A 26746-nucleotide genomic window follows, 5' to 3' on the forward strand; every position below is an offset into this window, starting at 1 on the left:
ATGAAAATAACGAATGATCGTCAGCTCCCTTCCTTATACCTTGATTCGTCCGCTTAGCCGCAATGTTTCTCCGCCCTGCACTTCAACAACCTGCTGGTCAGCCGTGAACCAAACCGGGATGGCAGACGGATTATGGATGATGGAGCGATCTGCTGAACACTCCAGTCGTTGCACTGCTTTCCAGTATGCAATCACTTCGATGTTTGTCGCATACCAGATATCGTCCCTGCCGCCAATCTGCTCACCGAACTGTTCGATGATCTCCCAATTGTCGTTGTCATTGAACTCATAACTGTGACCCCAGACGTAGAGTAATAGTGGTGTACCTGTTTTGGAATGTTGGATAAAACGTTTGGCATGCCCCGCCAGATCATGGTTATGATGACACGTCGGATGCCATTCAAGCGACCGATCTGGCAACGTGTATCTGCCATGTGATTCAACAGTACGGGCATAATCAATGCCAAGCCACTCCAGCTTTGTACTTAACGCACGGTCGTACCCTCCGTTGGGATAAGCCATGCCTCGTACCGGATAACCGACGAGCTGCTCCAATGCTTTTCGGTCTTCGATAATCTCTTCGGTCAATAGTTCATTCGGAACATAAGGCAGCGTAGGGTGAGTAACCGTGTGAACGGCTACTTCATGCCCCGTATAAAGTTCAGCGACTTCCCCAGCCTCAATGCGGCCTGGATTACCCAGGGTACCGGAGTTCAGATTAAAGGTTCCTCGCAGACCATACCGATTACAGATTTCCACCAGTCTGCGATCATGCACCACTCCATCGTCATAACTGAGCGTTAACGCTTTCATCACACCACCTGGATAGCGGTCAAACTGAATACGATGTCCCATTCCTTACTTCCACTCCTTTATCCCAATTCTTCAACAGGTACATGACCTGCATCCTGTAATCGATGATGTTCTGAATCAAAATACGTACCTTCCAGCAGGCCAATTAATGTGTTTGTGATCCGTACTTCAATGTCGTTGTCTCCCGGACGCAACCAGGAGGCCTCTCCTTTCCAACGATATGGAGACCAGCATCTCACACCCAGACTATGTCCGTTCACCCGCACTTCCGTCACATCCTGCACCCGCCAATCGCTAAATTCTAGTTCAAACGAGGTAATATCTTCCCCTGGCTCATCCAGCCAGAACGTGCGTTTATAACTCATTTCCCCGGCAAAATGGGGATACAGCGGCTGCGGTTCTGGTCCGATACAAAGGGCCGTGTCCGACTCCCGCACGAGCGAGGCCATGCCTTCATGATGGAACTCCACGCCGAATCTTCCCTGTAGATAAAGGGGATCCACGATGCCATCCTCATCTTTCGTTACCTGCACAATGACCGTCATTTCGTTGAGACCGCTGTGCAGCAGCTCCGTAATGTCACAAGCGATGTTATTGTGGTCGGTTATTTCGATTGGATCGAATTGTTCCTTTTCAAGTGGTTGCCCATTAATCTCCATGGACCAACTGCCCGAAATCGCCGCTCTATCCATAAATAACAAACATGCAGGCAATGCCGTTCTCAGCTCAAATGTGGTCGTATAACGGCATTCGATGGGATAGGCTAAGGATGCCTTTTTCGGTGTGCCAAACACCTGATTAAACTGGACTGGCAGATGCTGCTGCTCCGATAATTCTGCCGCCTGATCAATAAACGGTTTTACAGCTACATGCTGGCTTTCCAGAATCACACCATTAACATTGGAAGCCTGAAGATGGAATTGTCCCATTCGCAAAATGTTAGGCTGCACCGTTTCGAGTCGCCATGGCCCTTCCGAAGGGGCCATGATCTTACAGGCTTGATTAGCTCCTGCCAATACATCCGTTACGAACGCCGAACCCGTTTTGTCTGTTACATCCACCTTCATTGTTAATGCCTCTTCCTTCGCAGGTTGTAAAGTAAGACGAACAGCATGCGCTTCATAAGGCGCCAGTGTTAGTGAAATGCACCATTCCCCACCACTGCTCGTATACGGCAATGTCTGAAGCCGCCCTGTTTCCAGATCAAGTCGTTCTGCCACAATACAAGCACCCTCTGTCAACTCCGTTCCATCCCACAGCTGTCTGGCGACCAGCTTCAATTGACCAATCAGGTCCTGACCCTCCTGATTGGTCAAAAAAACCATATGCTCCCCAGACGACAATTGACGGGTATGCATCAGCAGGGAGGCGCTTTCCTCCTCCATGATCCAGCAGATGGGTTCGGGCAATACCTGATCGAGCAGGAGGGAGATCAGCTCCAGCGAAAAGTCATCTCCTTGCCCTGTTCCTGCGGGTAGAAAATAGGCATTCCCCTCACCCTGATGCCACATGGTTTCACGGTTATCGTGATCTGTTATCACGCTACGGCCCCAGTACACCTCTTGCGGCTGCTCGCCCGCGCCAAAGAACTGGGTAGCTTCATCTCCCTCCGGACTTCCCGACTGAATCGCAATATGCGGAGGCATCCCAACAGAGATGACCGTTCCTCCCTGCCGAACAAATCGCTTCACCTGTTCCCAGGCCGCGGCCTCCAGATTCAGCATCGGTGGGAGAATCAGTACGTCATAACGGGCCACGCCGATCTGAATGATACCATCCGTTAAGTCAGCTTCAGCCAACAATTCGGGATCAAGGTGATCATAGTCACGTCTGTTTTCGAGCAGAAGTGTCGTGATCCTCATCCAGTCCTTCGTCAGGCGCTCCAGTTGCACCCGTTCTGCTTCGTCCTCGCCGCTATACTCAAATCCATGCAGCGGATTACCCATCAGACTCCAGAATGTCGTCGTTGGGTCAAGCACAGCAATTCGAATGTCTGCTACTCCAGTGCTCATGAGATAGCTCAACCGTCCGGTGTAATCCCCTAACTGCCGGAAATGCTTCCAGTAGGGATTCTGCAAAAATTGAGACGGTGGTGCGTCATGCTTCGCAAGCCCACCAATCGTATAGAAAAAGGCATGAAAGTTATAGAAATTGGTGCCCATGGCGGCCATTCGATCAATCATCCACTTGGCATCCTGTAGCGTCATGGACCAGCCTACACTGTGAAAACATTCAATCAGATTGCGGCTTCGGCCCAATTGCCGGGCAAGCGAACTGACCATCTTGGGATTGTCACGCATCTTTTGACCATACCGTTCCAGAATCCACGATAAGGATCGTCCGATTTTCTCATGGGCCGAATCACCACCTGGCATATGACTGAACAACTGGGTAGTCATCCGTACGCCAGGCACCTCTGCCGCGTACTGGATTCCTGCTTCCTCACACCAGTCATGCACCTGTTTGTGATAGGACTCCCTGAGAAGCAGGTGTAGGGACTGATAGTAGTCATACCGAATCCGATGCGCGTCCGGAACATCACTATATAACAGGGCCGGTAGCGAATCGATCAGACTATAACCACAACGCTCTCTGAAATAACGGGGAAGCTGTGGTGACCAGGGGATACGGCCCAGCGGTGCAATTTCATCCGAGAACATACCTTTGATTACGCTCTCAAATTGATCTCCAACCGCTGACTTATAACGCTCATGTGTCAGTTCAATAAAACGACTCATCGCTTCCTTGTGGCAAGGATCAACAAAGTTGCCGTAATATTTGAAATCGTCGATCTCCATTTCTTGAAATATAATCAACTCCCAATCACCCGCGGGAACATCCCACAACAAGCGGAACGCTGTTCGGTAGGTGAAGAACCGCTTGCGGTTATACGATGTGAGTCCGGTCTCCTGATACACCTGATCGGTCTGGATATTGCCGATTTTGCTGCGCAGATCGATGGACTCATGCCACAGACGCTTGCCCTGTTCATCCTTGGGAATCGCCTTGGCAACCAAGACTCGTCCCCATGGCAACTCCAGATCCACAGCTTCTCCGCCCTGAACCACCAACTGATGATGCACGAGCTGTCGCTGCTTCGCTTCAGGGAAATCAAGGGTCACTTCCCCACCAGCCATCCCACTTGGATATGGATATTCGTCATATAACCATACTTGCATGCCGTGAGCAGCCGCCGCTTCCACTGCAATCCGCACCTTATCAAACCACGCTTCCGACAGATAGGGAATTTGCAGTCCCTGACGTGGACAGATGAAGAATCCACCTACACCTTGCGCCGCCATCTCAGCCACTTGCCGCTTAACCTGTTCTTCTTCCATATCCCCGTTCCAGAACCAAAAGGGATGGACCCTGTACTGCGCCTCAGGATTTTCAAAAGCATCCCCGTTCCACATGTTGCCTTCCTCCCTGCGTGTCCAAGAGTGTGTGGTGTCCAGCTTTACCAATAACGTTCATTTCAGTTCAAATAGGTTTTTTTCGATTTGATTATACATCAAAAACCATATTCAGGAAGTCGTAATTCCCAGAAAGTTGGATGAAACTTTGTTCACGGATCAAGCCATCACAGCGATAAGAAAGCCCGGCTGTTTCCGCTACACTGAAAGTACGGCTACCGGGCTTTGGCTTATAAGACTACTTCAGTGCAGCGTACAATTCATTAACTTCTTTGACATAATCGTCTCCGCCGTTATTCTTCCACAGCGCAACAGCATCTTCGAATCCTTTCTCATCAATCTGACCTACGATATATTTGATTCGTGCATCGTTAATGATATTGTCCAGCTGTGGTCCTTTCTGAGCGTAAACATCAGAGATCAGCGGTTCGCCAGGATTGGCGATGACAATCTCTTCATTGGCTTTCTGCACCTGTGCAACCTTTTCACGGACAGGTGTCTGTTGTACACGAAGCGTTCTGTCTTCCGGCACAAACATCAAAATCTGATTTAACCCCTGCAAGTCGCGGAGCGCGAGCTTGTCAGTGCTCGGTATGATGTAGTCTTCTTTTTTCTCATACTGCTTGCCTTCCAGTCCGTTGTACAACAATGCCTGCAATTCCGGTTCATTCAGCTGATCCAGAAAGCTCAGTACCTTCTTCAGGTCTTCTTCCGTTTTGACACTGCTTTTGGAGATCGCAATCAGGCCAGAGTAGCCGGACGTTGGCATATCACGCAATCCCTTTGGACCTTCCATCGCTTGCAGCACGTCCACACGTCCTGTCGCATTGGGGTCTTTATCGAGTATTTTCTGATCCATGCGCTGGGCATTATCGGCTACATCCACCATGACACCGGCTTGCCCATTCACAAATGGATCAGGCAGTTTCGTTGCATCCATCACGGCAAAGTCCTTGTTGACCAGACCCTCACTATAAATTTGCCGGAAAAATTTCAGGGCTTCCATGTATTCTGGTGTCTCATGCGCCGGAATCAGACCTCCGCTGCCATCATCTCCCCATTTGTTCGGTGCACCAAACCATACCTGCATGTTATCCCACGGGCCTGTGAATTTGCTGGCAACCAGACCGTACGTATCATCCTTGCCGTTACCGTCTGGATCATCCTTCGTGAACGCTTTTAATACATTGTAAAATTCATCAATCGTCTTCGGCTCTTCGAGACCCAGATTCTCCAGCCAATCCTTGCGGATTGTGACCCCATTACGTCCTAGGGCACGTGCCCGGTAGATTCCATAGGTTTTGCCATCGATTGACGCATTGTTGGTGATGATTTCATTCATTTGGCTCAGATTCGGATAATTTTTCAGATATGGACCCAGCTCCCAGAAAGCCCCGGTTCGGGCCGCATTAATGAAACTTGGAGACTTCCCTAAGACCACCATAATCTGAGGAAGCTTTCCCGAGGCCAGTGTGATGTTGAATTTGTCTTCGTAAGAGCTGCTTGGCACCCACTGCAAGTTCACATCCACCTTGGTTAATTCCTCAAGCTTCTGGATGACCGGGCTGTTCTCCGGCGGATTCTCCGCTTCGAAGTTCGGAAGCATAATGGTAATGTCGTCGGTGCCACCCGCAGCAGTTCCTGAACCTGTTTTGTCCGTGGAGCATGCTCCCAGAATTGTACTCAATACCAATGATGCCGAGAGTAGCAGTGCACCTCTTTTGAATCCCGTTTTTTGTCCCATACGTTCTCCCCCTTGACTTTAGCCTTTGATTGAACCTAACATGACACCTTTGGCAAAATGCTTCTGCAAAAACGGATACACCAGCAAAATCGGAATGGTACCTACAACGATCACCGCCATTTTAATCGACTGCTCTGGTGGCTGAACAAAATTTGGGTCCATGTTAGCCATATCTCCGACACTGGCTTGCGAGAGTAACACGATCTGTCTCAACATGACTTGTAACGGCCATTTGTCACTGTCGGAAATGTACAGCAGTGCCGAGAAAAAGTTGTTCCAGTGTCCCACGGCGTAGAATAAGGCAAACGTGGCAATCACCGGTTTGGATAAAGGCAGAACAATTCGCCACAGCACCCCGAGATCCGAACAGCCGTCGATGCGGGCCGCTTCCTCCAGCCCGGGCGGCATTTGCTGAAAAAAGTTTTTGACAACGATTAAGTTAAATGCGCTGATCGCGCCAGGAAGCATAAGAGCCCAGTAAGAATCGAGCAGTCCCAGTCCACGAATGACGAGATACGTTGGAATCATGCCACCGCCGAATAACATCGAGAAAATCACCATGTTCATCATGACGTTGCGACCCCAGAAGTCACTTCTGGATAGTGGATAAGCCATCGTTAGTGTGAAAAACAGATTGACCAGTGTCCCTGCCACCGTGATGAAAATGGAAACACCAATGCTGCGAAAGATCGTGGACGAGGAGAAAATATACTCATACGCGCTGAAGGAAAACACCTTCGGAATGAGGAAAAAACTGCGTTCGGTGATCTCGGCTTCCGTTGCAAAAGAATTCCCTATAATATACAGGAACGGAAGGACGGTTAATATGCCCAGAATCCCCAGCATGACGTAATTGAAAATATCAAATACCTTGCCGGCAGGGCTGTTGTATAGACGGCTGTTCATGGGCGCTCCTCCTTAATAAATTCCGGGATGGCCGAATTTTTTCGCAAGTTTATTACTGCCAAGCACCAGAATGATCCCCACCACAGACTTGAATAGTCCCACAGCGGTACTGTAACTGAATGCACCTTGCGTAATCCCCACCGTGTACACATACGTATCAAATACGTCCGCCACATCCCGGTTGAGGGAGTTGGTCATCAGATAGATCTGCTCAAATCCGGTATCGAGGAAGTTCCCCAGTCTGAGAATGAGTAAAATGACTATGGTCGTACGAATGGCTGGAAGCGTGATATGCCACATCCGCCGTAACCGTCCTGCACCATCCACAATGGAAGCTTCATATTGCTCCGTATCCACACCTGCGAGGGCAGCCAGGAAGATAATCGTGCCCCATCCCATCTCCTTCCACATCATCTGCACAATAATGAGCGGACGGAACGAGCCCGGACTGGAGAGTACATCAATGGGCTTGCCTGTAATCCAGCCGATCAGGTCATATAACACTCCGCCTTGCGGGGTCAGAAACACGTAAGTGATGCTTGCGATAATAACCATGGATACAAAATGAGGTACATAGACCAGTGTTTGAATCGTTCTTTTGAAGAAAGCGACCCGAATTTCATTTAATAACAAAGCGATAATGATCGGTGCCGGGAAAAAGAAGATAAGATCATACAGGGCAAGAACCAGCGTATTGCGTAATAGTCGGAAGAAGTCCGGGTTGGAGAAAAAGTTCGTAAAGTTCTCTAGCCCCACCCAGTTGCTCTCCCGGATGCCCAGGAAAGGCTGGTAGTCCTGAAAGGCAATGACGATCCCCCACATGGGCAAGTATTTAAAGATGACAAAGTACAAAAAGCCGGGAAGCACAAGCACATATAACCATTTGTTTCGTTTGATCTGCCTTTTCCAATTGGATTCCTGTTTTAATGGTCTTGCTGCCATATCCACTTGAGCAGTTGCAGTGCCGTTGGTATTCCAGTCCGTCTTCCCGTTCATCATGTCTCCCCTTCCTCAACGATGTAAGCGTTATCGATCAACCTGATACTCAGACTATACAGCCACCTTATTTCCGGCAACCTTCATTTTTTGCATTGCTCCGGCACACTGGCCGAAAAGTCCGCTATAACGCCATTTTCACAAGAAATTGCACATAACGTATCAGGTAGAATTGCACATTTTTGCGGGTTTATCCTTCTTTGTATCACGGTAAAAAAAGAAAAAACCGACATCCGCTAAAGCTGAATGCCGGTCTGAAATGACAAAGATATAAACGGTTATTGTCCAAACCATTGATCGCGATACTGACTCGGGGTAACTCCCTCCTGTTTCTTGAAGATCCGATTAAAATAACTATGCTGATATCCCACAGCCGCCGCAACATCATTGATTTTCATCGTTGTCTCACGTAGTAATTGCTTCGCCGCATCCATTCTCACACGTGTCAGATAATCAATAAAGTTGATGCCCGATACCTGTTTGAATGCCTTGCTCAGTGCATAGGGTGTCATCTGCTCCTCGTCAGCACAGTTTTCCAGCGAAATGTCGCTGCGGTAATGTGCATCGATATACAACATCGTTCGTTCCACCACCTGTTTCAGGGGTTCCTGGGATCGTGCTTCGATCTCTTGGATATACGGTGTGAATACCTCATTCATCATCCACTGTCTCATCTGAACAGGTTCACGAATACCGGATAGTCGTTCATACATGTTGCAACCACCAAACAGCTTATAAGGTGTGACCCCCGTTTGCAGCATCATGTGCTGAATACTGCCGAGCAATTGCAGCATCATCTGCTGCACCTGAAATTCGGTACTGCCCGTCCGCGTGATCTCACTCATGAATTGTTCCAGCACACGTTCCGCTTCGACTTGCTTGCCCAGCCTGATCGCCTGTAGCAACTCACGTTCCAGCCCAAGCGGATAGGAAGCTGCTTCGTTTCTACGGAAACACTCCTCATCCTCCAGATCGAGAATCTGACTTCCTTCCTCCACACTGCGATATGCCACGGCCTGTTCCATCTCGACGAATCGTCCGGGCAGTTCCTGAAGTGAAGCTGCTGGGCGACTGATCATCAAGGTCACCTTCATTTTGAGTGTTCGTCCAATGACCTCCACGAGCTCCTGTCCCCATAACATCGCTTGTGACTTCACAGGTTCGTCCTGAGGAGCAATCACAAGCATGGCGGAAGACAGGTCATGAAAGTTCATGACACTGATCTGCCTGAAATAATTTTTCGCCACTTCCTGAGTGATATTCACGGCTGCAAAGGTGACTAATCCCGTGTCCTGGCTTCCAAATCTGCCCTGCAGCTGCTCGTACCCCGTAAAATACATCTGCACCAGCAAATACTGCTGACCCTCCAGCTCAAATCCGAGATGACGCATGCGCTGCTGGAGATCCTGCTCGTTATAGGCGTATAGATGTCCCTGTACAAGTTGTAAAACAAAGCTGTCTCGCAAATGAGGAAGCTGCTCTTGCAACTGGCGATGTGCCGCGACACTGCGGGAGGTCAGCTCGTTCCATTGTTTCTCCAGAAGCTCAAACTCGTCCAGCTTCTCATCTGTTGGTGTTGTTTCGTTTCTGCCAGGCGTAAGCAGATGCAGCATCCGCGCTACAGGCGAATAGATTCGGCGTGAAGCAAACCAGGATAACAATAATCCCAGGATGAGACTGCCTGCACTCGCAATGACGATGATTTTGGATACCAGCTTGACGGGCGAAGTGACTGAGGTCAGAGGTGCTGCGGAGACGTAAGTCCAGTCCGAATCAATCCGACTCAATGAGCCGTACGAGACAGAATAGGTCTGTTCCTCATATCGGAACAGGAATGAGCGGCTATCGGCATGCAGGGCCACTTCTTTTTTTAGCTGCTGCTCAAAAGCAGAAGTCTCTCCCGCCGTTCCCGGATCCCCGGTAACCAGTGTGTTTCCTTCCTGATCCATGAGGAACGTCAAACCTTCGCCATAAGGAGTAAGCGTTTTCAACAAACTGGCGACTTTCTCGTTATCCAGCGTAATAATCAGTGCACCAAACGGATTAATGCTCTCCCCCGGGATCTTATGTACAAGAACCAGTGCATTGCCTGCATCCGTATGCAGTGGACTATCGTTAGTCGAAGGTTCGGTATCTCTGTTGCTGCTGGAAACCCAGTCTGTCCAGTACACGTGATTACCCATGGAAAGGTATCGATCATATGCTTGTACTTTCGCTTCATCGTTCAATTCGGTATAATCCCGATTAAACAAGATTGGCTTAGGCTCCTGTAAATACAACTGTGCTGACTTGATCAGTGGATGGGAACCTTGTAATACGTATAAGGTAGTCACAATCTCCTGCGTTTCATTAAAATAATACACAAAATCCAGCGTTCGCAGTGCATTGCCAAACCTCGGTTCAAAAGCCCAATGGGATAAGTTCATCTCCAGATAAGCCAGCTGGTCATCCACATTGCGTGCCCGGTTCTCGATCTGGTTCTGATGCATCTGATTGAACTCGGTTTCCATCCGGCCAACAACCTGTTGATACATGACGATACCTGTGATTAGCCCGGGAATGCTGGCAATGAGTAAAATAAGCATGAGGCTGTTTCGATAAAATCGTCCTTTATGCCTTCCAGCCTTCAAATCGGATAACCGCTTGAATCTGCCAAATATTCGATTGCTCCTAGTCGGTTCCATCGCTGCTCACCTGCCTGCTTGCATCGGGTCTGACTGTCATGGAAACTTCCTCAACTCCCCTGAGAATATATGGATGAAATCCTTTTCTTGTATTATACGCACAATCCTCAGGTGAATGAAACGATCTGTAACCGATCATTTTTTTAACCAATGTTTTATTAACATGACAAAATGGATTACAATGAGATAAAGCAAACTTGAAGGAGGCCTTTTTAATGAAAGAACAGACTTATTTTGAACAAAATAGAGAAAAACACCTGGCAGAACTGAATGAATGGTTGTCCATTCCGAGTATCTCCGCCATTTCAGAGCATAAAGAGGATATTAACCGTGCAGCACAATGGGCAGCAGATGCGCTCACACGTGCAGGTATGGAAAACGTAGAGGTCATTCAAACAGCTGGACATCCGATTGTCTATGCAGATCACCTGCATGCACCCGGCAAACCGACAGCTCTGATCTATGGACACTATGATGTACAACCTGTCGATCCCCTTAACCTGTGGGACACGCCTCCTTTCGAACCAACCGTTCGTGATGGCAAGCTGTATGCCCGTGGTGCAACGGATGACAAAGGACAGATCTTCATACATATCAAGGCAGTAGAAGCGCTGCTTGCCGAAAACAAGGAACTTCCGGTTAACGTCAAGTTTTGTATCGAAGGCGAAGAGGAAATCTCCAGCCCGAACCTGCCCATCTATCTGAATGAACATACAGACAAGTTGCGTGCAGACATGATACTGATCTCAGATACATCCCTGCTTGAAAAAGGAAAACCGGCAATCTCCACAGGCCTGCGCGGCTTATGCTCTATGCATGTGGATCTCAATACAGCCAATACCGACTTGCACTCCGGATCATTTGGCGGTGGTGTACCCAACGCACTGCATGCACTCGTGTCCCTGCTTGCTTCGCTGCATGATGAGCAAGGCCGTGTGAGTGTAGACGGTTTCTATGACGGCGTTCTGCCGCTATCTCCTGAGATGCGAGAAGAATTTGCGAAACAGGGATTCAATGAAGAACAGCTTCGTCAAGACCTCGGGCTGGAGCAATTGTACGGCGAAGAAGGCTACTCGTTCGTGGAACGTGTCGGCGCTCGTCCAACGCTGGAACTGAACGGCGTATGGGGTGGTTTCCAAGGCGAAGGCAGCAAAACCGTTATTCCGAAGGAAGCTCATGCCAAAATCACCTGCCGCCTCGTTGCAGATCAAGATCCACAACATGTATTGGATCGTATCGAAGCACATCTGCGCGCTCATGTTCAACCGGGTGCAACACTGCATGTGAAACAGATCGAGAAAGCTTTTGCTTTCAATACCGATCCTTCCAATCCAATTATGCAAAAAGCAGCAGATGCGTATGAGCACGTGTATGGTGTTCGTGCCCTCTTTACCAAAGATGGCGGTTCCATTCCGATTGTTGAAAAGCTTTCACGTGTACTCGAAATCCCTGCTGTTATGATGGGCTTTGGCTTGCCGGATGAGAACTTACATGCACCAAACGAGCACTTCAACCTGGAGAACTTTGATAAAGGGTTGTTGACGGTTGTTCAGTTCTTGAAGAGTTTGTAAACACTCTTACACGGAGGTCACTACGCGGGGAGAATAAGCTTCCGATCGCTGTTATCCCCCGATTTCTTTGATCCCCTTTTCTAAAGGGAGAAATTCGGGTGATAAAGGCGAACGCTCCGCTTCTTCAGCTTTTTTCTCCCCACTCCGTTAACGTGTAAATTATTTACTAAACCTCATAGAGTAGGGGCAGATAGATATTACAAAAACGGTGGCTTACAGGTCATCGTTTTTGTTTGAATCGATTTCGTCCCCTTCACTACGTTGCAGCTTCTCGCAGACTAATTTTAGGATTGAGCCTACTTTACAAATGAAGGGTAATAGGTAGGTATATAAATAGATAAAAGGGGTGTGCCGTCCAACTTCATGACGGTACACCCCTTTTGTAAATGGTGATCTAGATTTATTCGTTTCAATGGCTAGTTATTTACTTTTTAACGAATCGTAGACGCTTTATTTCCTCGTTTTGCATGTCATTCATCAATTTTCTACCGGAATAACGTGGCTGAGGTTTGTTAGCCCTGTGACTAGAAAGAGAAACCCAACTTTCGGGACATCCTCCAGATTCTACTCCCCTCATTCCCTCCATTTATGTGCGGAATGTTGTGAACTTCAGCATGTGCACAAGCCGGGATAAGTGTGCAATCTCCTGCCGGACTCCTGAGGTGTCCGTACCTGCCATTGCCTGATTTGCTCGCAGCGTTCTACGTGTATTCAGCATACCCTCGATCAGTTTCATGACCGTGTTGCGTCCACGATGATCGACAATCATATACTTTTTGCGTGCATCCAACTCTACCCATACGATGTTGCTGAATGATGTGAACAGATGCCTGCGATACTGCTCCATATCGGTCTCATTGTAATGCTCGCCATAAAAGGCATAGTATCCGTGTATGTGCAACTTCTCCGCCAACACTGTGATGAACGGATCATGTTCGAGCATAGCGTTACGTTCCATGTTTCACGCCTCCGTTATGCGTGATCCGCAGATCCCGTCTTTTTGAGATCTATTTTAACATATTGCGCAAGCTGTTGCCTCTCCACAAATACTCCACGCTACAACTTACTCGCCGACCCGTCTGCCCTTCACCCATACACCATCAATATCCAGCTCCGCATTCAGCAAAACGATATCTGCCTGTTTTCCTTGAGCCAGGGAACCTGTCCGGTAATCAATACCCAGCAGGCGTGCCGGAGTCAGACTTGCTGCACGTGATGCAGCGTTTAGACTCAAGCCCACTTCCTGTATCAGGTAACGGAAACCGCGAATCATCGTCAGTGTACTTCCCGCCAATGCGCCGCCGTCCCTCAGTCTGGCCTCGCCATGATTCACGATCACGGGCAGGTCGCCGATCTTGTATTCCCCATCATCCAGTCCCGCAGCAGACATGGCATCTGTAATCAACACGAGTTGATCGTTATGTTGCTTCAATTGAGTAAGGATTGATATCGCTGCAGGGTGCACATGAATGCCGTCAGCAATCACCTCAGCACTTATGCGTGGATCGCTTAGCACGGCTCCGGCAGCCCCGGGTAGTCGGTGATGCAGCAGTGTCATGGCATTAAACGTATGTACTGCATGATGAAGTCCTGCTTCCACTGCCCGCTCCACCTCTTCATAGGTCGCATCCGTGTGGCCGAGTGCCGCTGTAATCCGCTGTTCACGCAGCCACGAGATGACTTCCAGTGCGCCTTCACGTTCCGGTGCCAACGTAACTTGACGGATCAGGCCGGGATATTGCTTCTCCCATGCTTCAAGCCAGGATACATCAGGCAGCATGATATGTTCCGGATTTTGCGCACCAGGCCATTTCGGACTGAAGAACGGACCTTCCAGGTGCACACCCTCAAGCTGGGCATATGGCATTTCACCGGAACGGTAGCGGTCCACTTCAGCAAGTACGCTGTCCAGTCGCTCTTTCGGAGCCGTCATGGAAGTTGCAAGCATCGCTGTTGTTCCCTGGGTACTATGAAAAGAAGTGATCTTGTCCAACACCTCCGGGCTTGCGTCCATAAAGTCTTCTCCGTTCCCACCATGCACATGGATATCAATGAATCCAGGCACAATGAGGCCACGGTCCGGTACAGACAGTGGCAAAGCCTCTCGCCGAATCTGTTCAGGAAGACCTTCCGGTGTCCCAGCATAGAGGATTTTCCCATCCCTCCAAGCTAATACACCGTCTTCCAATATTTCATCTGCAAGGAGCAACTTGCCCCGAAGAAGAGAAATATTTTCATCACGCTGTCTCCCGCTAACATGGCTATTCGCTCCGGTCATCTCACCAGCCTCCCAGCCGCATGGTCCAGCAATACCACCACATTGGGATGACATTGCAAAAGCGATGCAGGACAGGCCGTTGTGATTGGGCCCATGAACGCTTCGCGAATAATCTCGGCTTTTTCCTCGCCACGGGCAATGAGCAGAATCTGTTTGGCTTTCAAAATGGTACCGACACCCATTGTAATTGCCTGAGCCGGAACCTCATCGATGCTGTCGAAGAAACGTGCGTTTGCCTTACGCGTCTCGTCTTTCAGATCCACGACATGTGTTCGTCCTGTAAGTTCAGTTCCCGGTTCATTGAAGCCAATATGACCATTATGTCCAATACCCAACAGTTGAAGGTCTACCGGTCCACGATCGTCCAGCCGTTGTTCATAGGAATTACATTCCTGTTCCAGATCTGCAGCCTGACCATCAGGCACATGCGTTCTGCCAAGATCCATATCAATATGATGGAATAATTGTTCGTTCATGAAACTGCGGTAACTTTCACGATGTTCTGTTGGAAGCCCAACATACTCATCCAGATTAAAGGAAGAAGCCTGTGAGAAGCTAACCAGCCCCTTCTGGTACAACGTGATAAGCTGTTTATATATGCCTACAGGAGAACTTCCTGTCGCGAGCCCCAATACAGCCCGGGGTTTGGTCTGCAACAAGCTGGCAATAAGGCCAGCACCCGTGGCATTCAAATCTTCTTCATTTTCAAAAATACGTATATTCATCTGGTTAAGCACCTCCGTTGTGTTGTAAGCGATAGGACTGCACGTTGTGATAGGATTGTTCCAATCTGGGGATAAAACGGTCAAAGTCGGCACTTACCATGCCTGTGAACAGAATATCGACCACATGCAGCAGTGCAATGCGTGAAGCCATATCTCCACGCCTCATGCCTTCCTCCAGAGAAGAGGTGAATAGTGGAATGTCGGATACCGTTGCGAGCGTGTTACTGCCATAGGAAGTCAGTGAAATCGTAGAAGCTCCGGCCTGTTTGGCACAATGCAGCGCATCTATGGTTTCGGGTGTTTCGCCTGAATAGGATACGGCCATCGCCACATCTCCCTCGGCGAGCGAAGATGCCGAGGTAATCTGCATATGGGAGTCGGAGAAAGCAGTACAGCTTTTTCCAATCCGCACCAGTTTCTGATAGAAATCCTGTGTAACAATCGACGAGGTAGCCACACCGTACAGATCAATACGGCGAGCCTGGCACAATAATTGCACTGCTTGCTCCAATCTGCCCAAATCCAGCAAACGGGTGGTATCTGCAATAGACGCGAGGTGGTTGGCTTCGATAGCTTCAACAATTTTGGATAGTGAATTGCCCGCTACAATATCCTGATACGCCGTTTCATCAGATGCGTGGGACAATTCTGCGGCGAGTTTCATTTTGAAATCGGGAAAGCCTTTGAAATGAAACGACTTGCAAAAGCGGGTTACCGTCGCCGCACTTGTGCCACTCTGCTCTGCCAGATGACTAATCGTCCAGCCGGGAATGTCCGATGGAGATTGCATAATGACTTCGGCAATACGTCGCTCCTGAGACGGAAGGTTATTCAGTTCTTGCTGCAACGCACGTAATATGGCTGCCATAAAGACCTCACTTTTATGAAAATTATTTTTATTTATTTTCAATAAATTAAGAAAATTATTTTTATAACTTCATTTTAATCAAGACGATCCTGCAAATCAAGAGGAATTTAACATGACTTTTGCAATTATGCTGAGCGTGTATAGACTCTCACCTGCTTGATCCTCATAGTGGATATCCTATATATTGAGAATCGAGATATGATCGTAAGAGAAGGAGCAATTCAATGAATCGAAGACAATGGGAAAAGCTCGTTCCTTCCATCTGGATTATTGCTACCAAACAAACAGAAGGACATGCCTATTATGCCCTCTATGCCATCGACTGGAAACGAGGAGGTAGGCTGAGTTGGGAAGGCTGGAATCAACTCGAAGACCTGCTGCAATTTCATATTCCGATCAAACGAAAAGCAGGAGGTCGGAGATCTTCTTCCATGCCTGCCGCCAAAATTGTGAAAAGAGTACTCCATCTTCATCTGAACGAAGCACAATTCGAGGAATTGGAGCAGCTCTTTTATCAGCCATTTTCGAAGAAAAGATGGAGAATGTTCATTCAAACGAATGAGAATCAATAAGTTCTAACGTAATATGGATTCGGTTGTTTCATTTTTTCACGTTAAAACAAAAAAGCCTCTTCCCTTCTTTAGTTAAAGAATAGGAAAGACTTTCGCGGTACTAAGATTCAATTCGTTTTAATGCAATTTCCATTCAACTAAAGTCAAGTCAACTCGTTCTAATTCATGTCATCATAACGTTTTAAGAACTTGCTGGTTAAGCTTGGCACAGTCATTTGATGAACCGATTGATTCTCAATCTCCTCGGCCAGATCGTCATCTGTGAGAGAAACGAAGAACGTAATGTCTGCTTTGGTTTGTCCATATCGAGCAAAAACGTCATCCGCTATCTCATTCACGACTTTGGCTATGATTCGAATGATCTCATTCTTGTACTGCTGGACTTCTTCTGTTGCATACAACAATCGGCTGATATGGTTAAAGTGCGTATCCTCGCCATACTGATATTCGGAGCAGCCCCATCTGTAATAGATCTCGTCCTCCTCACTGTCACATAACCCTTGCTCTTTCATTCTCGAAATGTGCGCTGCCAGGGATTCCTCGGTATTCACCGCCATAAACAGCGTTACCCAATCACTGTCCGTTCCAAATGCACAAGCATATACTTTCTCATCCTGCACCTTAACCAGCGTTTGTTCCAGATCGGGCAGTAAACCCGCACGAAAATGGTCTTCAAATTCATTTAAGAAACGGTCCATTTAGATCATCCTTTCATGTTTTATATAAGTTGAATACCGAATAGTTACACCTGCCACTTCGATGACAGAATAGCCTTCTGATCACTGTTATCCCCAGATTTCTTGTATCACTTTTTAAAAGTGGAAATCTGCGGATAAAGGCGAACGCTCCGCTTCTTCAGGTCATTTCTGCCCTCTCCGTTCTAGTGTAAAAGTGTATATCTGTTTCATATATGTAATCATTATGGTCTACTAAAATAATGAAAACAAGCGATGCTACGTTTCTGATCTTCCCTAAATTTATTATTAATTCCCTCATTTCATGGTCCATAGCAGCAAAAAAGCCTTGCCCCATTCTTCATGACAAAGAATAGAGAAAGGCTTTCATGCTGCTACTTAATCCTAACTGTAATTCGCAACTAAATCTTCAGTTCTCCAAGCTTAATCAGCTCGACAACTGCCTGCGAACGACCCTTAACATTGAGTTTCTGCATCACATTCGAAATATGGTTACGCACCGTTTTCTCGCTGATGAATAACTGCCCTGCGATGTCACGCGTAGTTTTGTCTTGAACCAGTAATTCGAATACTTCGCGTTCACGGTGGGTCAACAAAAATTTGCTTTTATGATCGATACCCTTCAATGTTCACCCCTCCTTGCTCGGGTTGTGTTGGTGTAACAAGGTTAAGGGGATACAGTCAACTCATCTTATGTCAGGTCAAGGGCGTTGGTTCAGTTTTATATAAAAAATGGGCAGTAAACCTGTGATTCATTGTCCAAAGAGAACGTGTGCAGTTATCTATATATTTGAGATTATGTAAAACAAACATGCCCCTGCAGCGGATGTTACCATCTGCGCAAAGGCACACTTGTTCATGTCAAAAAAACTACCGATTCATTCGATTCATGACACCACCGTTGTGATTACGGTTCATCAGGCCATCATCAAGGATGCCATCACGGTGATTCGTATCTGTTCCGTTCGTTGGGAAGATGCGCTCCACCATCGATTGGAACGTATCGATCATGCCACTAACGGGCTTACCGTTACGAATATCTGTGGCATAGTTCTCCACATGCTCCACAAAGTCTGGATTGGCTGATACATATACATTCTCGATGTTTGGTGCAAACTGCTTGATTTTGGCTGAAATTTTACCTTTAATCTCAGCTGATGTGTTATCGTCTGTGCTATCTACACGTTGTCCTTCACTTTTCATACCATAATGCCCATCGTCCGTCCCACGTGCTTTGCCGCTGTTTGTCAGACCACGCATCATGCCAACCGCTCCTGTGCCCATCGTGCCATAAATGCCACGATCATTGCCCATATGGCTGCGATCCGTTGCTGAATTTGTGTTCAGTCCTGGAGCAATTCCGCTAGTGCTGTACGGAGACATTGTGCCCGTACCGCCATTCACACGCATACCACCCATATCGTGATTCATGTTGCCCCCACGCATGGTATCACTGGCATGATTACGCATTGTTCCATTCAGCATGCTCGTACGACCATTGGACTTGCTTTCCAACTTGCCTGCATGACCATCTGCCAAACGAACCGCGACATAAGCATTACGATCCGTTAACATGACACGGGCGGATTTAACTTCCTTCATCTCCGTGATGCGTTTTGCCAGCTCTTCACTGGATTTCAGGTCAGTGACATTATGCATGCGATAACTTTTCGCACGGATGCCATCCATGCCATTCGTTTCCACACCATAACGGTTAATGCCGTTGGCTTGCTGACGAACACTTTGCGTATGCAGATTGTTGGTATCCCGATTCGTGCCACAACCTGTCAAACCGGCCATTACAAAGATTGCAGTAGATAATGATAACGTAATAGCTGTTGCCTTTTTGACTGCTGGCATGTACTCATCCTCCAATGTATGTTGGTTTTGGTCACAAAGATAGGATGCGCTTCTGTACGTACCGATATGCTGAAAGGATATGGCACCTTTCCCTGTAGATTTTGGTGTTTGGGTTTTGGTTTGATCTGTGGGTTTTGATCCGTGTACAGGAAGGTCTTCGCTGTAAAATAAAAAAACAGTGCCGCTTTGATCGCAGCACTGTTTCCATATAACTTGAAATTCATTTCCAAGTTATTTCAAGTTATTTATTATCACTTATCCCGTCTGTTGAAGGGGATGTCGATGCGTCATTTGCAGAATTCGATGACTCTTCCGACGAAGTTGTGGATGCTTTAATTGTATCCGGGAATTTCTCGGCTTCCGTTAGACTTGTCGCATCCATGGCATATGCCCATTGACCGTCCGGCGTAATGACCCAGATCTGATCCGATTCGGATGGCACGGTAAGTCCCCGGTACACGTCTCTAACTTGTTGCCCATTAACCGTCTGTTCAACAGACAGGGTGAATCGTGGAACCGAATTCTTCAGCTCAGACGCTTTACGCACATCATCTGCTGTCGACAAGTTTTTGATTTTGCCGATAAGAGATACGGCGTCTGTGGCTTCAATCGTTTTTCCATTCAGTGTCCAGGTCTGTTCTGCCGAATCATTCTCCGATGTCGATGTTAACATCCAGGTAGCTGCTTCACCCTCCCACTCCAGAGACCCAACATTTGTCTCATCCATGTTGAAGGGTGTAGTGTCCAACAAATCACGACGAGACAAAGCTATGCTGGTAATCGCCTCTGTCTGTACGGCAACTACGGGACCCTCATCTACGCGTACATAACGTGCATCATCTGCTGGAAGCTGGCCGCCAATAGCCAGTTTGATCTCCCGATTATCTTTGAGTTTGATATCCATACGTGTAGCATTTGTTCCTAAACCGTACTTATTCAGATCCGTCGGTGCTTCTTCCACCACCAGTTCCTGATTCGCACCACTCAGCGCATCCAGCCAACTGCTTACACTGTAACCGTTCAGAGGATAGGCTTTTGGCTCAACCATCTGCCATACGCCATTTTCAAGCGTCAGGGTTGAAGATGCTGCTTTACCGGATGTCTCCTCCGTTGTGTCATGTATTGTGATGGATTGAATATCTCCGGATTGAATTCCAAGCAACTTGGCTTGCACCGCTTCTTCTTCCCGAAAATAATTTTGACTGTCCGCGTACGCCCAGCCCACAATTAGTACGATGACCACCAGAATCGTTGGGACCCATTTTCTCATACCCGTCTGCGCCTCCACCATAAGAGTACACCAATGATAACAAAGATGAGCGGGAACGCGACAATAGCCACGAAGAAAATCGTTCTGGCCTGTTCGCCATTCAGGTATGCCGTCTCATACCCAGCTTGTACCCGTGGGCGAATCGTCAATCCATTCTCTTTTTCACTCAAATAGTTTACCGTATTCAAAATAAAGTCCCGATTGCCGCCATTCGCAATTTCCGAATCCTGCATGAAAATGGACGAGCCCAGAATAACCGCCTTCGGTTTGCCATCCGTCGTATCGGCTGCATACCCTAATTCAACGGGTCCCTGGATGTCCTTTTCGGCATCATTGGTTGTTTCATTCTGCAATAAACCGCCGATATTCGTCTCCCCATAACTGTCATTCGAAGAATGAATTAACGGTGAAAGGGTATATTTATCCTGTTCTTTGCTGGTCAACGCAATCGACAGCGACAACATCGGATACAATTGGCTTGCAGCAAGTTTGTCCGTGATTGCATGTGTACCATACTCCGGCACCACCCATAGTGGTCCCATCGTACTGGCTTGTTGATTATCAACCATGACCGCATGCTCGTCAACGACGCCATAGTCAGCCATCAGGGCATCGATGTTTTTCCAACTGGATTTCATATCTTCCACAAATCCGAGGGATAATAACAGCTTGCCTCCATTACTCAGATAGGTGCGAATGGCCTTCATTTCTGCATCACTGAGATCACGTTGTGGACCTATAATGGCAAGCACATCTGCATCTTCCGGAACTTTCCCGGCCTGATTCAGCTGCAACTCTTCTGTCTGCACATTATTTTGTTCCAAGGAGGATTTCAGCGTAGTCATCTGATCAAGACTCAGCTCTTCATGTCCGGTCAAAAAGACCATCTTGTGCATCTCGGTGGATGACATATTCATGAGCGCCTGTGTCAGCTTTTCCTCACCTGTGAATTGATACGATCCGTCACTGCCGTCACCTGTCGCGGTGAACAAACTGGCGATATCAATCACTTTGTGTTGATCTCCCTGCTCCAGCACAATGGAGCTGCCTGTTATGCCGTATTTGGATGCAAGCGCAGGTTCCTGCGTCAGATTATATTGTTTTAGCTTCAACTTGCTGTTACGTTTCGTATATTCCTCCACCATATCCGTGACCTCACGGTTCAGGACGGTATTGTTGGCATTTTCAACGGTTAACACCAGAATGTTGACGTCATCCTTCACGTCTTTGATCGCAGTAAGGGACTGGTCAGATAACGTGTATTGTTTGTTCGAGGTCAGATCCAGCTGAAAGCCGCCAAGTGAATTCAGGAACAGTGTTAACAAAATAAAGATGCCAATCACCGCTACGGACAGCACGGTACTATTGGTATGACTTAACCATTTTTTCATCTTCTCACCTCCACCGCTTCCGTTCCACAATTTGAATGCTTAACAGCAGAAACACACCTGAAAGTGTGACATAGTACAATATATCCGGTCCACTAAGCACGCCTTTCATGAAGCTGTCGAACCGATTAGTCAGGGCAAACGGGTCCAGCCACTGCTGTAAAACAGAACCTGTATTACCTGCGAATGAATCAAGCATCCACAAAACGAGCAAAATAATAAAACCCGCCACCGCAGACACCATCTGATGCTGGGATAACGTGGAAGCGAACAGTCCTATGGCCATCATGCTTCCGCCCAGGAAAAATAAACCCAGCGCAGACATCCATACCGTCGTCATATCCAATGTCCCATAGAACGACATGATGAAGGGATATACCAGACTGCACAGAATGAGTACGACCAGAATGGCGAGAGAAGCAAGATATTTGCCAAAAATAATTTCTGTTACACGTGCCGGAGAAGTCAGCAACAATTCATCCGTTCCCTGTCTGAATTCCTCTGCGACTAACCGCATCGTTAACAAGGGCACGACAAACAGCAGCATGGACAGCGTATCCCCCAGTACGAGACGATAATCGACAATACTCGGCTGGTAATATACGAAGCTTGAATAGAACAGCAAACTGGTCATCAGTACATATACGGCAAAAGCAAAATAGGATGTTGGTGACAGAAAATAAGCTTGCAGCTCTTTATTACATACCGCCATCATTCGTCTCATTTGGAGTCCTCCCCTTTGCGAGTTTGGGGCGAAGCATCGGCTGCTGTACTAACTGATGTTCCCGATATACTCGACGAGTCGATGTCCAAAGTTACGTCCTGATCCGTCTCTGCCCCAGCAACCTTATCCACATCTGCCGAATTCGCGTCCGTGTCTGTTGCCTCGGTTGTGGTCAGCTTCAGGAAGATTTGCTCCAGACTCAGGTTCTCCTTCTTCATCTCCAGTATCGGTAATCCTGCACCTGACAAAAGGTAGAACAGCTCCTCCCGGAAATCTTCCGAGTTTTCTCCAGTAAGAAGCATTTTAACCGTATTCGTCGAATCTGAAGTAAGTGAAGTATCTTTGCTGCTATTCGCATCCGATGCTTGAATGACTTCACTCCGCACCTTCTCCCATGGGGTCAGCACATTATGTAATTGCTCCGCAGTGGCCTTCACTTCAATCGACACCTTGAACTGATCCCCCATTGCTGATCCGAAATGCTGAGGTGAGCCATCCAACACGAGCTGTCCCTGATTGATAATCAACATTCGATTACAGAGCGTGCTCACTTCAGGCAAAATATGCGTACTGAGCAGCACCGTATGGTTCTCTCCCAGTTCCCGAATCAGATCTCTGATCTCGATAATCTGATTGGGATCCAGGCCCGATGTTGGCTCATCCAGGACCAGCAGATCCGGCTTGTGAATAATGGCTCCTGCCAGCCCAAGGCGTTGTTTGTATCCTTTGGATAACCCACGTACCATTTGCCTTTCCCGACCTTGAAGTCCCAGTCTGCTAACCATCTCACTGACCCGCAGCTTAACCTCACGTGCCGGGACATCTCGCAAATTGGCTACGAATTTAAGATAGGACTGCACCGTCATATCCGGATACAGCGGCGGCGTTTCAGGCAGATACCCAATCTTGGAACGAACACGCTGACCCTGCTCATGCACCGATACCCCATCCACCATAATGGAACCCGCGGTTGGATGCACATAACCCGTAATCATACGCATCGTTGTTGTTTTTCCGGCACCATTGGGCCCGAGAAACCCAACAATCTCACCACGTTCCATGGTGAAATCCAGTTGATGTACGCCGCGTTGCCCTTCGTAAACTTTGCTGACCTGTTTCACTTCGAGCACATCATTCATCCTTTCCCGTTAAAATACCCGTGCACCATCGTTTAGGTTGGATGATAGACACGGGAAGTTCCTTGTATATTACGGGAGCTATCCTAGCCTCAGCTTAATGTCACTTAAAAGACAGCTTAAAAATATTTGTCCATAATGTGAACAATCCAAGTAACACCCACACCCTGCGCTTAAAGCCAACGTAACATAGAGTACAGGAGAATGTGCTCCTGACCAAAAGTCAGAGGGTGAATCGTGTGAAAGTATTATTCACGTTTTATGTTCCGAGCGGTGGCGTGGATACGTTAAATCGACTGCGCACCGCTGTTCTGAAACGTCATGGCATTGAAGCGCACCTATTGTATCTCAACACAGGCTCGGGATTGCAGAACAACAGTGATACGCCCATTTTTACCGCGTCCAGTGACGAGGATATCCATCATATCATTCATACTCATCATTATGATGCCATCATCGCCACTTCAGACATCGCTATGCCCGGCCGCTTGAGAGGACTCGGTTATACGGGGCGAATTATTTTTGAAGCGCAGGGACTCGGAACACGCGATCAGGCTCTGGAAACGATACAGATGGGTGTCCCTTACCTTCAAGCTCATTGTGATGCTGCCGTTATACCTCCCACAGACCACCTGCTGGATATGTTCATTCATATCTGTCCTTGGCTTCATCGGTTTGTTATTCCCAATATGCTGGATACCGACACCTTTGCACCAATCTTGGTGGATACCCCACCCTATCCGGTGCTGGCATGGGTAGGACGACTTGAACACAACAAAAACTGGCGTGAATATTTAATCATATCGAGTGAAATCGTCAAAAAAAATCCGAAAGCCAGACTATGGTTGTTCCACGATCCCACCTTGGCTAACCCTGAAGATGAAGTTATGTTCCGTCACATGCTGGCAGAATACGGGCTTGAAGATAAGATTGGCATCTTCATCAATGTTCCCCATTCTCAGATGCCTGCATTCTATTCCATGATTGCCGCTTCAGGGGGCATCATGATATCCACTTCTTTGCTGGAAGGATTCGGCTATGCCGTCGCTGAAGCCATCAGCTGTGGCTGCCCGGTACTCAGTACCGATTCGGACGGTGTGCGTTCATTTATCACACATAATAAGACTGGAAAGTTTTATCCGATTGGCAATGTTAAGGCAGCTGTAGCCGAAGCAAAGGACCTCATGAAAAACAAGAAACTACGAGAGTATATTCGCATTCAGGGCAGACAGCATATGATTTTGTCTTTCTCACCCGATCGGTATGCCATTTCTTTCCGTGAAATGATGACCGCCTTGCGGGTTTTCCATTGAGAATCTTAAAAAGGCAGCTCAGAGAGATTCTCTGAACTGCCTTAATATGGTTGTTAGGGAGTCTTAGTGTCCCATCATCATTGCGGGATCAGGCTTGTCGCCATTTTGAAGTTCTTCTTCCTGCATCGGTTTTGGTTTGCGCAGAATCAGACTGAGCAAACATCCGAACAATGCAATACAAGCGGCCAGGAAGAACGTATCATTGAAACCAGCCACCAAACCATGAACGATAGCGGTAGGCTCTGTACTCGTTGTATTGTCTGCGATTCTTGAAGTAAGGAAGCCTGTAAGCCCTGCAACCGCAAAGGACACGACCACTTGCTGTGCAGCGGCCGTGAGCGGTGTCACCCGTCCAACCAACTTACGTGGTGCAGCATTCAATACATGCGTATTGAGTGGCATCATGGACAAGCCCATACCCAGACCCATCATGACCAGAGCCGTTATAATCAGGCCAAGACCTGTCTCTGCCGTGATGGAGGACAGAATAAACAATGCTCCCGAGATAATACCCAGACCCACAAAGGCCAGAGGTCTAGCACCGATTTTATCAAACAACCGACCACCAAGCGGCATACCCACTCCGGAAGCCAGAGCCTGTGGAAGCAAAATCAATCCAGTTTCCAGTGCAGTGTACCCTTTGATCTGTTGCAAATAAAGTGGGATCAGGATCATCGCACCGAACAGCGCTACTTGTGACACCCATGCGAGAATAATTCCCCGTGAGAAATCAGATGATTTGAATACCCGGAGTTCGAGCAATGGATTTTGATGACGAAGCTCCACAATAATGAACAAAATGAGCGCTACACCACCTACAATTACACCCGTCAGAGTTGTTGCAGACGTCCAGCTCGTTCCACCCTCGCTCACACCGTAAGCGAGCATCGAGAATGCAATTGGCGCCAGAATCATGCCGAGTAGATCCAGTGCAGGTGTGCGTCCACGATCTGTATCAGGCAAAAACTTGATACATAGAATGAAAGCTGCAATACCAATGGGCAAGTTAATCAGGAAGATCCAGTGCCAGCTCAGTGATTCAATAAACCACCCGGATAATACCGGACCTAGTGCAGGGGCAAGCAGCATCGGAATTCCGAGCATGCCCATGATGGAACCTCTTCGTTCGGGAGGAGCCAGACGAAAGACCATTGCCATACCAATAGGAGCAACCATGCCTCCACCAAGGCCCTGAATGACACGGTAAATGATTAATTGCTCAGGTGATTGGGCAATCGAACATAATACAGAACCCAAGGTAAACATGGCAATCGTGAACAAAAATACTCGTTTGGCACCAAAGCGGTCCGTTAACCAGCCTGCCAGTGGAATAACTGCAGACAAAGCCAAGGTGTATCCCGTAACCGTCCATTGGATGGTCTTAAGATCCGTCTCGAAATATTGAACGAGATTCGGAATGGCCACATTAACAACGGTACTGTCCAGAATAACCATAATCATTCCGACGATAATAGCCAGGAGTGGCAAAATAATGGTTTTAATCGAAAACTCTGCAGGCTCCTGTGATATTGCTGTTTGTTCTTTCACGTTCTCCACACTCTTTTCCAGCCAGGAGATCGCAGGTTTATCCATGCGTCTCACTCAGCCTATATTGACGACTAATTTCAAACTATCGTTTTAAATCGTCGTTTTAAACTTTCGTTTAATACTGATCTAATTCTAATGAAAATACCTTTGCTGTCAAGCTATTTTTTTCGGACATTTCTACTATGGATGCACCACAAAAAAATGGAACAGGCACCTTCCCTGCTCCACACGTTGGTTAATCA

The 26746-nt window shown here is 47.7% G+C and carries 21 protein-coding genes; 3 read left to right on the forward strand and 18 right to left on the reverse strand.

Going from position 1 to position 26746, the window contains the following annotated elements; translation table 11 throughout:
* Window positions 1–33: 33 nt before the first annotated feature.
* The 6 genes from QVE09_RS17165 to QVE09_RS17190 form a co-directional block, all read right to left on the reverse strand.
* Entirely contained in the window at window positions 34–855 is an 822-nt protein-coding gene (locus tag QVE09_RS17165; RefSeq protein WP_315937755.1) for a polysaccharide deacetylase family protein, read from the reverse strand.
* Window positions 856–872: 17 nt separating this feature from the next.
* A complete protein-coding gene (locus QVE09_RS17170) occupies window positions 873–4226 on the reverse strand; it encodes a glycosyl hydrolase (protein ID WP_315937756.1) in 3354 nt (1117 codons plus the stop codon).
* 238 nt (window positions 4227–4464) lie between these two features.
* On the reverse strand, window positions 4465–5970 hold the full coding sequence (locus tag QVE09_RS17175; RefSeq protein ID WP_315937757.1) for an extracellular solute-binding protein: 1506 nt from the start codon (window positions 5968–5970) through the stop codon (window positions 4465–4467).
* An 18-nt stretch (window positions 5971–5988) separates the two neighbouring features.
* Window positions 5989–6876 (reverse strand): carbohydrate ABC transporter permease, encoded by an 888-nt coding sequence (locus QVE09_RS17180; protein WP_017692544.1) that lies wholly within the window; start codon window positions 6874–6876, stop codon window positions 5989–5991.
* A 12-nt stretch (window positions 6877–6888) separates the two neighbouring features.
* Window positions 6889–7818 carry an ABC transporter permease gene (locus QVE09_RS17185; RefSeq protein ID WP_315937915.1) on the reverse strand — a complete coding sequence of 310 codons (930 nt, stop codon included), beginning with the start codon at window positions 7816–7818 and terminating at the stop codon, window positions 6889–6891.
* 332 nt (window positions 7819–8150) lie between these two features.
* Entirely contained in the window at window positions 8151–10556 is a 2406-nt protein-coding gene (locus tag QVE09_RS17190; RefSeq protein WP_315937758.1) for an AraC family transcriptional regulator, read from the reverse strand.
* Between the two features lie 215 nt (window positions 10557–10771).
* Between QVE09_RS17190 and QVE09_RS17195 the strand changes: the two genes are divergently transcribed.
* Window positions 10772–12127 (forward strand): dipeptidase, encoded by a 1356-nt coding sequence (locus QVE09_RS17195; protein WP_315937759.1) that lies wholly within the window; start codon window positions 10772–10774, stop codon window positions 12125–12127.
* 586 nt (window positions 12128–12713) lie between these two features.
* Here the strand turns inward: QVE09_RS17195 and QVE09_RS17200 are convergent.
* The 4 genes from QVE09_RS17200 to QVE09_RS17215 form a co-directional block, all read right to left on the reverse strand.
* A complete protein-coding gene (locus QVE09_RS17200) occupies window positions 12714–13085 on the reverse strand; it encodes a hypothetical protein (protein WP_315937760.1) in 372 nt (123 codons plus the stop codon).
* Between the two features lie 105 nt (window positions 13086–13190).
* Window positions 13191–14405: an N-acetylglucosamine-6-phosphate deacetylase gene (gene nagA / locus QVE09_RS17205; protein WP_315937761.1), complete on the reverse strand. Its 1215-nt coding sequence runs from the start codon at window positions 14403–14405 to the stop codon at window positions 13191–13193.
* Window positions 14402–15130: a glucosamine-6-phosphate deaminase gene (nagB, locus tag QVE09_RS17210; RefSeq protein WP_315937762.1), complete on the reverse strand. Its 729-nt coding sequence runs from the start codon at window positions 15128–15130 to the stop codon at window positions 14402–14404. The genes nagA and nagB overlap by 4 nt, the downstream gene beginning before the upstream one ends.
* Before the next feature lie 4 nt (window positions 15131–15134).
* Window positions 15135–15998, reverse strand: coding sequence for a MurR/RpiR family transcriptional regulator (locus QVE09_RS17215; RefSeq protein ID WP_315937763.1), 864 nt, complete (start codon window positions 15996–15998; stop codon window positions 15135–15137).
* Between the two features lie 224 nt (window positions 15999–16222).
* Between QVE09_RS17215 and QVE09_RS17220 the strand changes: the two genes are divergently transcribed.
* Window positions 16223–16570 carry a hypothetical protein gene (locus QVE09_RS17220; protein ID WP_315937764.1) on the forward strand — a complete coding sequence of 116 codons (348 nt, stop codon included), beginning with the start codon at window positions 16223–16225 and terminating at the stop codon, window positions 16568–16570.
* A gap of 158 nt (window positions 16571–16728) precedes the next feature.
* Here QVE09_RS17220 and QVE09_RS17225 read toward each other — a convergent pair whose 3' ends face one another.
* The 7 genes from QVE09_RS17225 to QVE09_RS17255 form a co-directional block, all read right to left on the reverse strand.
* Complete coding sequence (locus QVE09_RS17225; protein WP_315937765.1) at window positions 16729–17268, reverse strand: DUF4303 domain-containing protein; 540 nt, start codon at window positions 17266–17268, stop codon at window positions 16729–16731.
* A 398-nt stretch (window positions 17269–17666) separates the two neighbouring features.
* A complete protein-coding gene (locus QVE09_RS17230; RefSeq protein ID WP_017692532.1) occupies window positions 17667–17891 on the reverse strand; it encodes a helix-turn-helix domain-containing protein in 225 nt (74 codons plus the stop codon).
* Between the two features lie 244 nt (window positions 17892–18135).
* Entirely contained in the window at window positions 18136–19125 is a 990-nt protein-coding gene (locus tag QVE09_RS17235) for a YhcN/YlaJ family sporulation lipoprotein (RefSeq protein WP_315937766.1), read from the reverse strand.
* A 241-nt stretch (window positions 19126–19366) separates the two neighbouring features.
* Window positions 19367–20395 carry a DUF4340 domain-containing protein gene (locus QVE09_RS17240; RefSeq protein WP_315937767.1) on the reverse strand — a complete coding sequence of 343 codons (1029 nt, stop codon included), beginning with the start codon at window positions 20393–20395 and terminating at the stop codon, window positions 19367–19369.
* Window positions 20392–21786, reverse strand: coding sequence for a GldG family protein (locus QVE09_RS17245; RefSeq protein WP_315937768.1), 1395 nt, complete (start codon window positions 21784–21786; stop codon window positions 20392–20394). Before QVE09_RS17245 ends, QVE09_RS17240 begins: the two co-directional genes overlap by 4 nt.
* Before the next feature lie 4 nt (window positions 21787–21790).
* Window positions 21791–22507, reverse strand: coding sequence for an ABC transporter permease subunit (locus QVE09_RS17250; protein WP_047841224.1), 717 nt, complete (start codon window positions 22505–22507; stop codon window positions 21791–21793).
* Window positions 22504–23637: an ABC transporter ATP-binding protein gene (locus QVE09_RS17255; protein WP_315937769.1), complete on the reverse strand. Its 1134-nt coding sequence runs from the start codon at window positions 23635–23637 to the stop codon at window positions 22504–22506. Before QVE09_RS17255 ends, QVE09_RS17250 begins: the two co-directional genes overlap by 4 nt.
* A 245-nt stretch (window positions 23638–23882) precedes the next feature.
* On the opposite strand from QVE09_RS17255, the gene QVE09_RS17260 reads away from it, so the two are divergent.
* The gene (locus tag QVE09_RS17260) at window positions 23883–24956 is read left to right on the forward strand and encodes a glycosyltransferase family 4 protein (protein WP_315937770.1); all 1074 of its coding nucleotides are present in this window, start codon (window positions 23883–23885) and stop codon (window positions 24954–24956) included.
* A 63-nt stretch (window positions 24957–25019) separates the two neighbouring features.
* Here the strand turns inward: QVE09_RS17260 and QVE09_RS17265 are convergent, their stop codons facing one another.
* Complete coding sequence (locus QVE09_RS17265) at window positions 25020–26549, reverse strand: DHA2 family efflux MFS transporter permease subunit (protein WP_315937771.1); 1530 nt, start codon at window positions 26547–26549, stop codon at window positions 25020–25022.
* Window positions 26550–26746 lie beyond the last annotated feature (197 nt).

This window comes from Paenibacillus sp. ClWae2A (assembly GCF_032452295.1).
In the GTDB taxonomy this organism is placed as follows: Bacteria; Bacillota; Bacilli; order Paenibacillales; family Paenibacillaceae; genus Paenibacillus.

What these genes read in the sequence shown, in the direction of transcription:
- nagA (WP_315937761.1), bottom strand. Translation starts at nt 14,405, where the DNA reads ATGACCGGAGCGAATAGCCATGTTAGCGGGAGACAGCGTGATGAAAAT.
- QVE09_RS17240 (WP_315937767.1), bottom strand. Translation starts at nt 20,395, where the DNA reads ATGAGAAAATGGGTCCCAACGATTCTGGTGGTCATCGTACTAATTGTG.
- QVE09_RS17170 (WP_315937756.1), bottom strand. Translation starts at nt 4,226, where the DNA reads ATGTGGAACGGGGATGCTTTTGAAAATCCTGAGGCGCAGTACAGGGTC.
- QVE09_RS17250 (WP_047841224.1), bottom strand. Translation starts at nt 22,507, where the DNA reads ATGAGACGAATGATGGCGGTATGTAATAAAGAGCTGCAAGCTTATTTT.
- QVE09_RS17165 (WP_315937755.1), bottom strand. Translation starts at nt 855, where the DNA reads ATGGGACATCGTATTCAGTTTGACCGCTATCCAGGTGGTGTGATGAAA.
- QVE09_RS17185 (WP_315937915.1), bottom strand. Translation starts at nt 7,818, where the DNA reads ATGGCAGCAAGACCATTAAAACAGGAATCCAATTGGAAAAGGCAGATC.
- QVE09_RS17245 (WP_315937768.1), bottom strand. Translation starts at nt 21,786, where the DNA reads ATGAAAAAATGGTTAAGTCATACCAATAGTACCGTGCTGTCCGTAGCG.
- QVE09_RS17215 (WP_315937763.1), bottom strand. Translation starts at nt 15,998, where the DNA reads ATGGCAGCCATATTACGTGCGTTGCAGCAAGAACTGAATAACCTTCCG.
- QVE09_RS17190 (WP_315937758.1), bottom strand. Translation starts at nt 10,556, where the DNA reads ATGGAACCGACTAGGAGCAATCGAATATTTGGCAGATTCAAGCGGTTA.
- QVE09_RS17175 (WP_315937757.1), bottom strand. Translation starts at nt 5,970, where the DNA reads ATGGGACAAAAAACGGGATTCAAAAGAGGTGCACTGCTACTCTCGGCA.
- QVE09_RS17235 (WP_315937766.1), bottom strand. Translation starts at nt 19,125, where the DNA reads ATGCCAGCAGTCAAAAAGGCAACAGCTATTACGTTATCATTATCTACT.
- nagB (WP_315937762.1), bottom strand. Translation starts at nt 15,130, where the DNA reads ATGAATATACGTATTTTTGAAAATGAAGAAGATTTGAATGCCACGGGT.
- QVE09_RS17265 (WP_315937771.1), bottom strand. Translation starts at nt 26,549, where the DNA reads ATGGATAAACCTGCGATCTCCTGGCTGGAAAAGAGTGTGGAGAACGTG.
- QVE09_RS17200 (WP_315937760.1), bottom strand. Translation starts at nt 13,085, where the DNA reads ATGGAACGTAACGCTATGCTCGAACATGATCCGTTCATCACAGTGTTG.
- QVE09_RS17180 (WP_017692544.1), bottom strand. Translation starts at nt 6,876, where the DNA reads ATGAACAGCCGTCTATACAACAGCCCTGCCGGCAAGGTATTTGATATT.
- QVE09_RS17225 (WP_315937765.1), bottom strand. Translation starts at nt 17,268, where the DNA reads ATGGACCGTTTCTTAAATGAATTTGAAGACCATTTTCGTGCGGGTTTA.
- QVE09_RS17220 (WP_315937764.1), top strand. Translation starts at nt 16,223, where the DNA reads ATGAATCGAAGACAATGGGAAAAGCTCGTTCCTTCCATCTGGATTATT.
- QVE09_RS17195 (WP_315937759.1), top strand. Translation starts at nt 10,772, where the DNA reads ATGAAAGAACAGACTTATTTTGAACAAAATAGAGAAAAACACCTGGCA.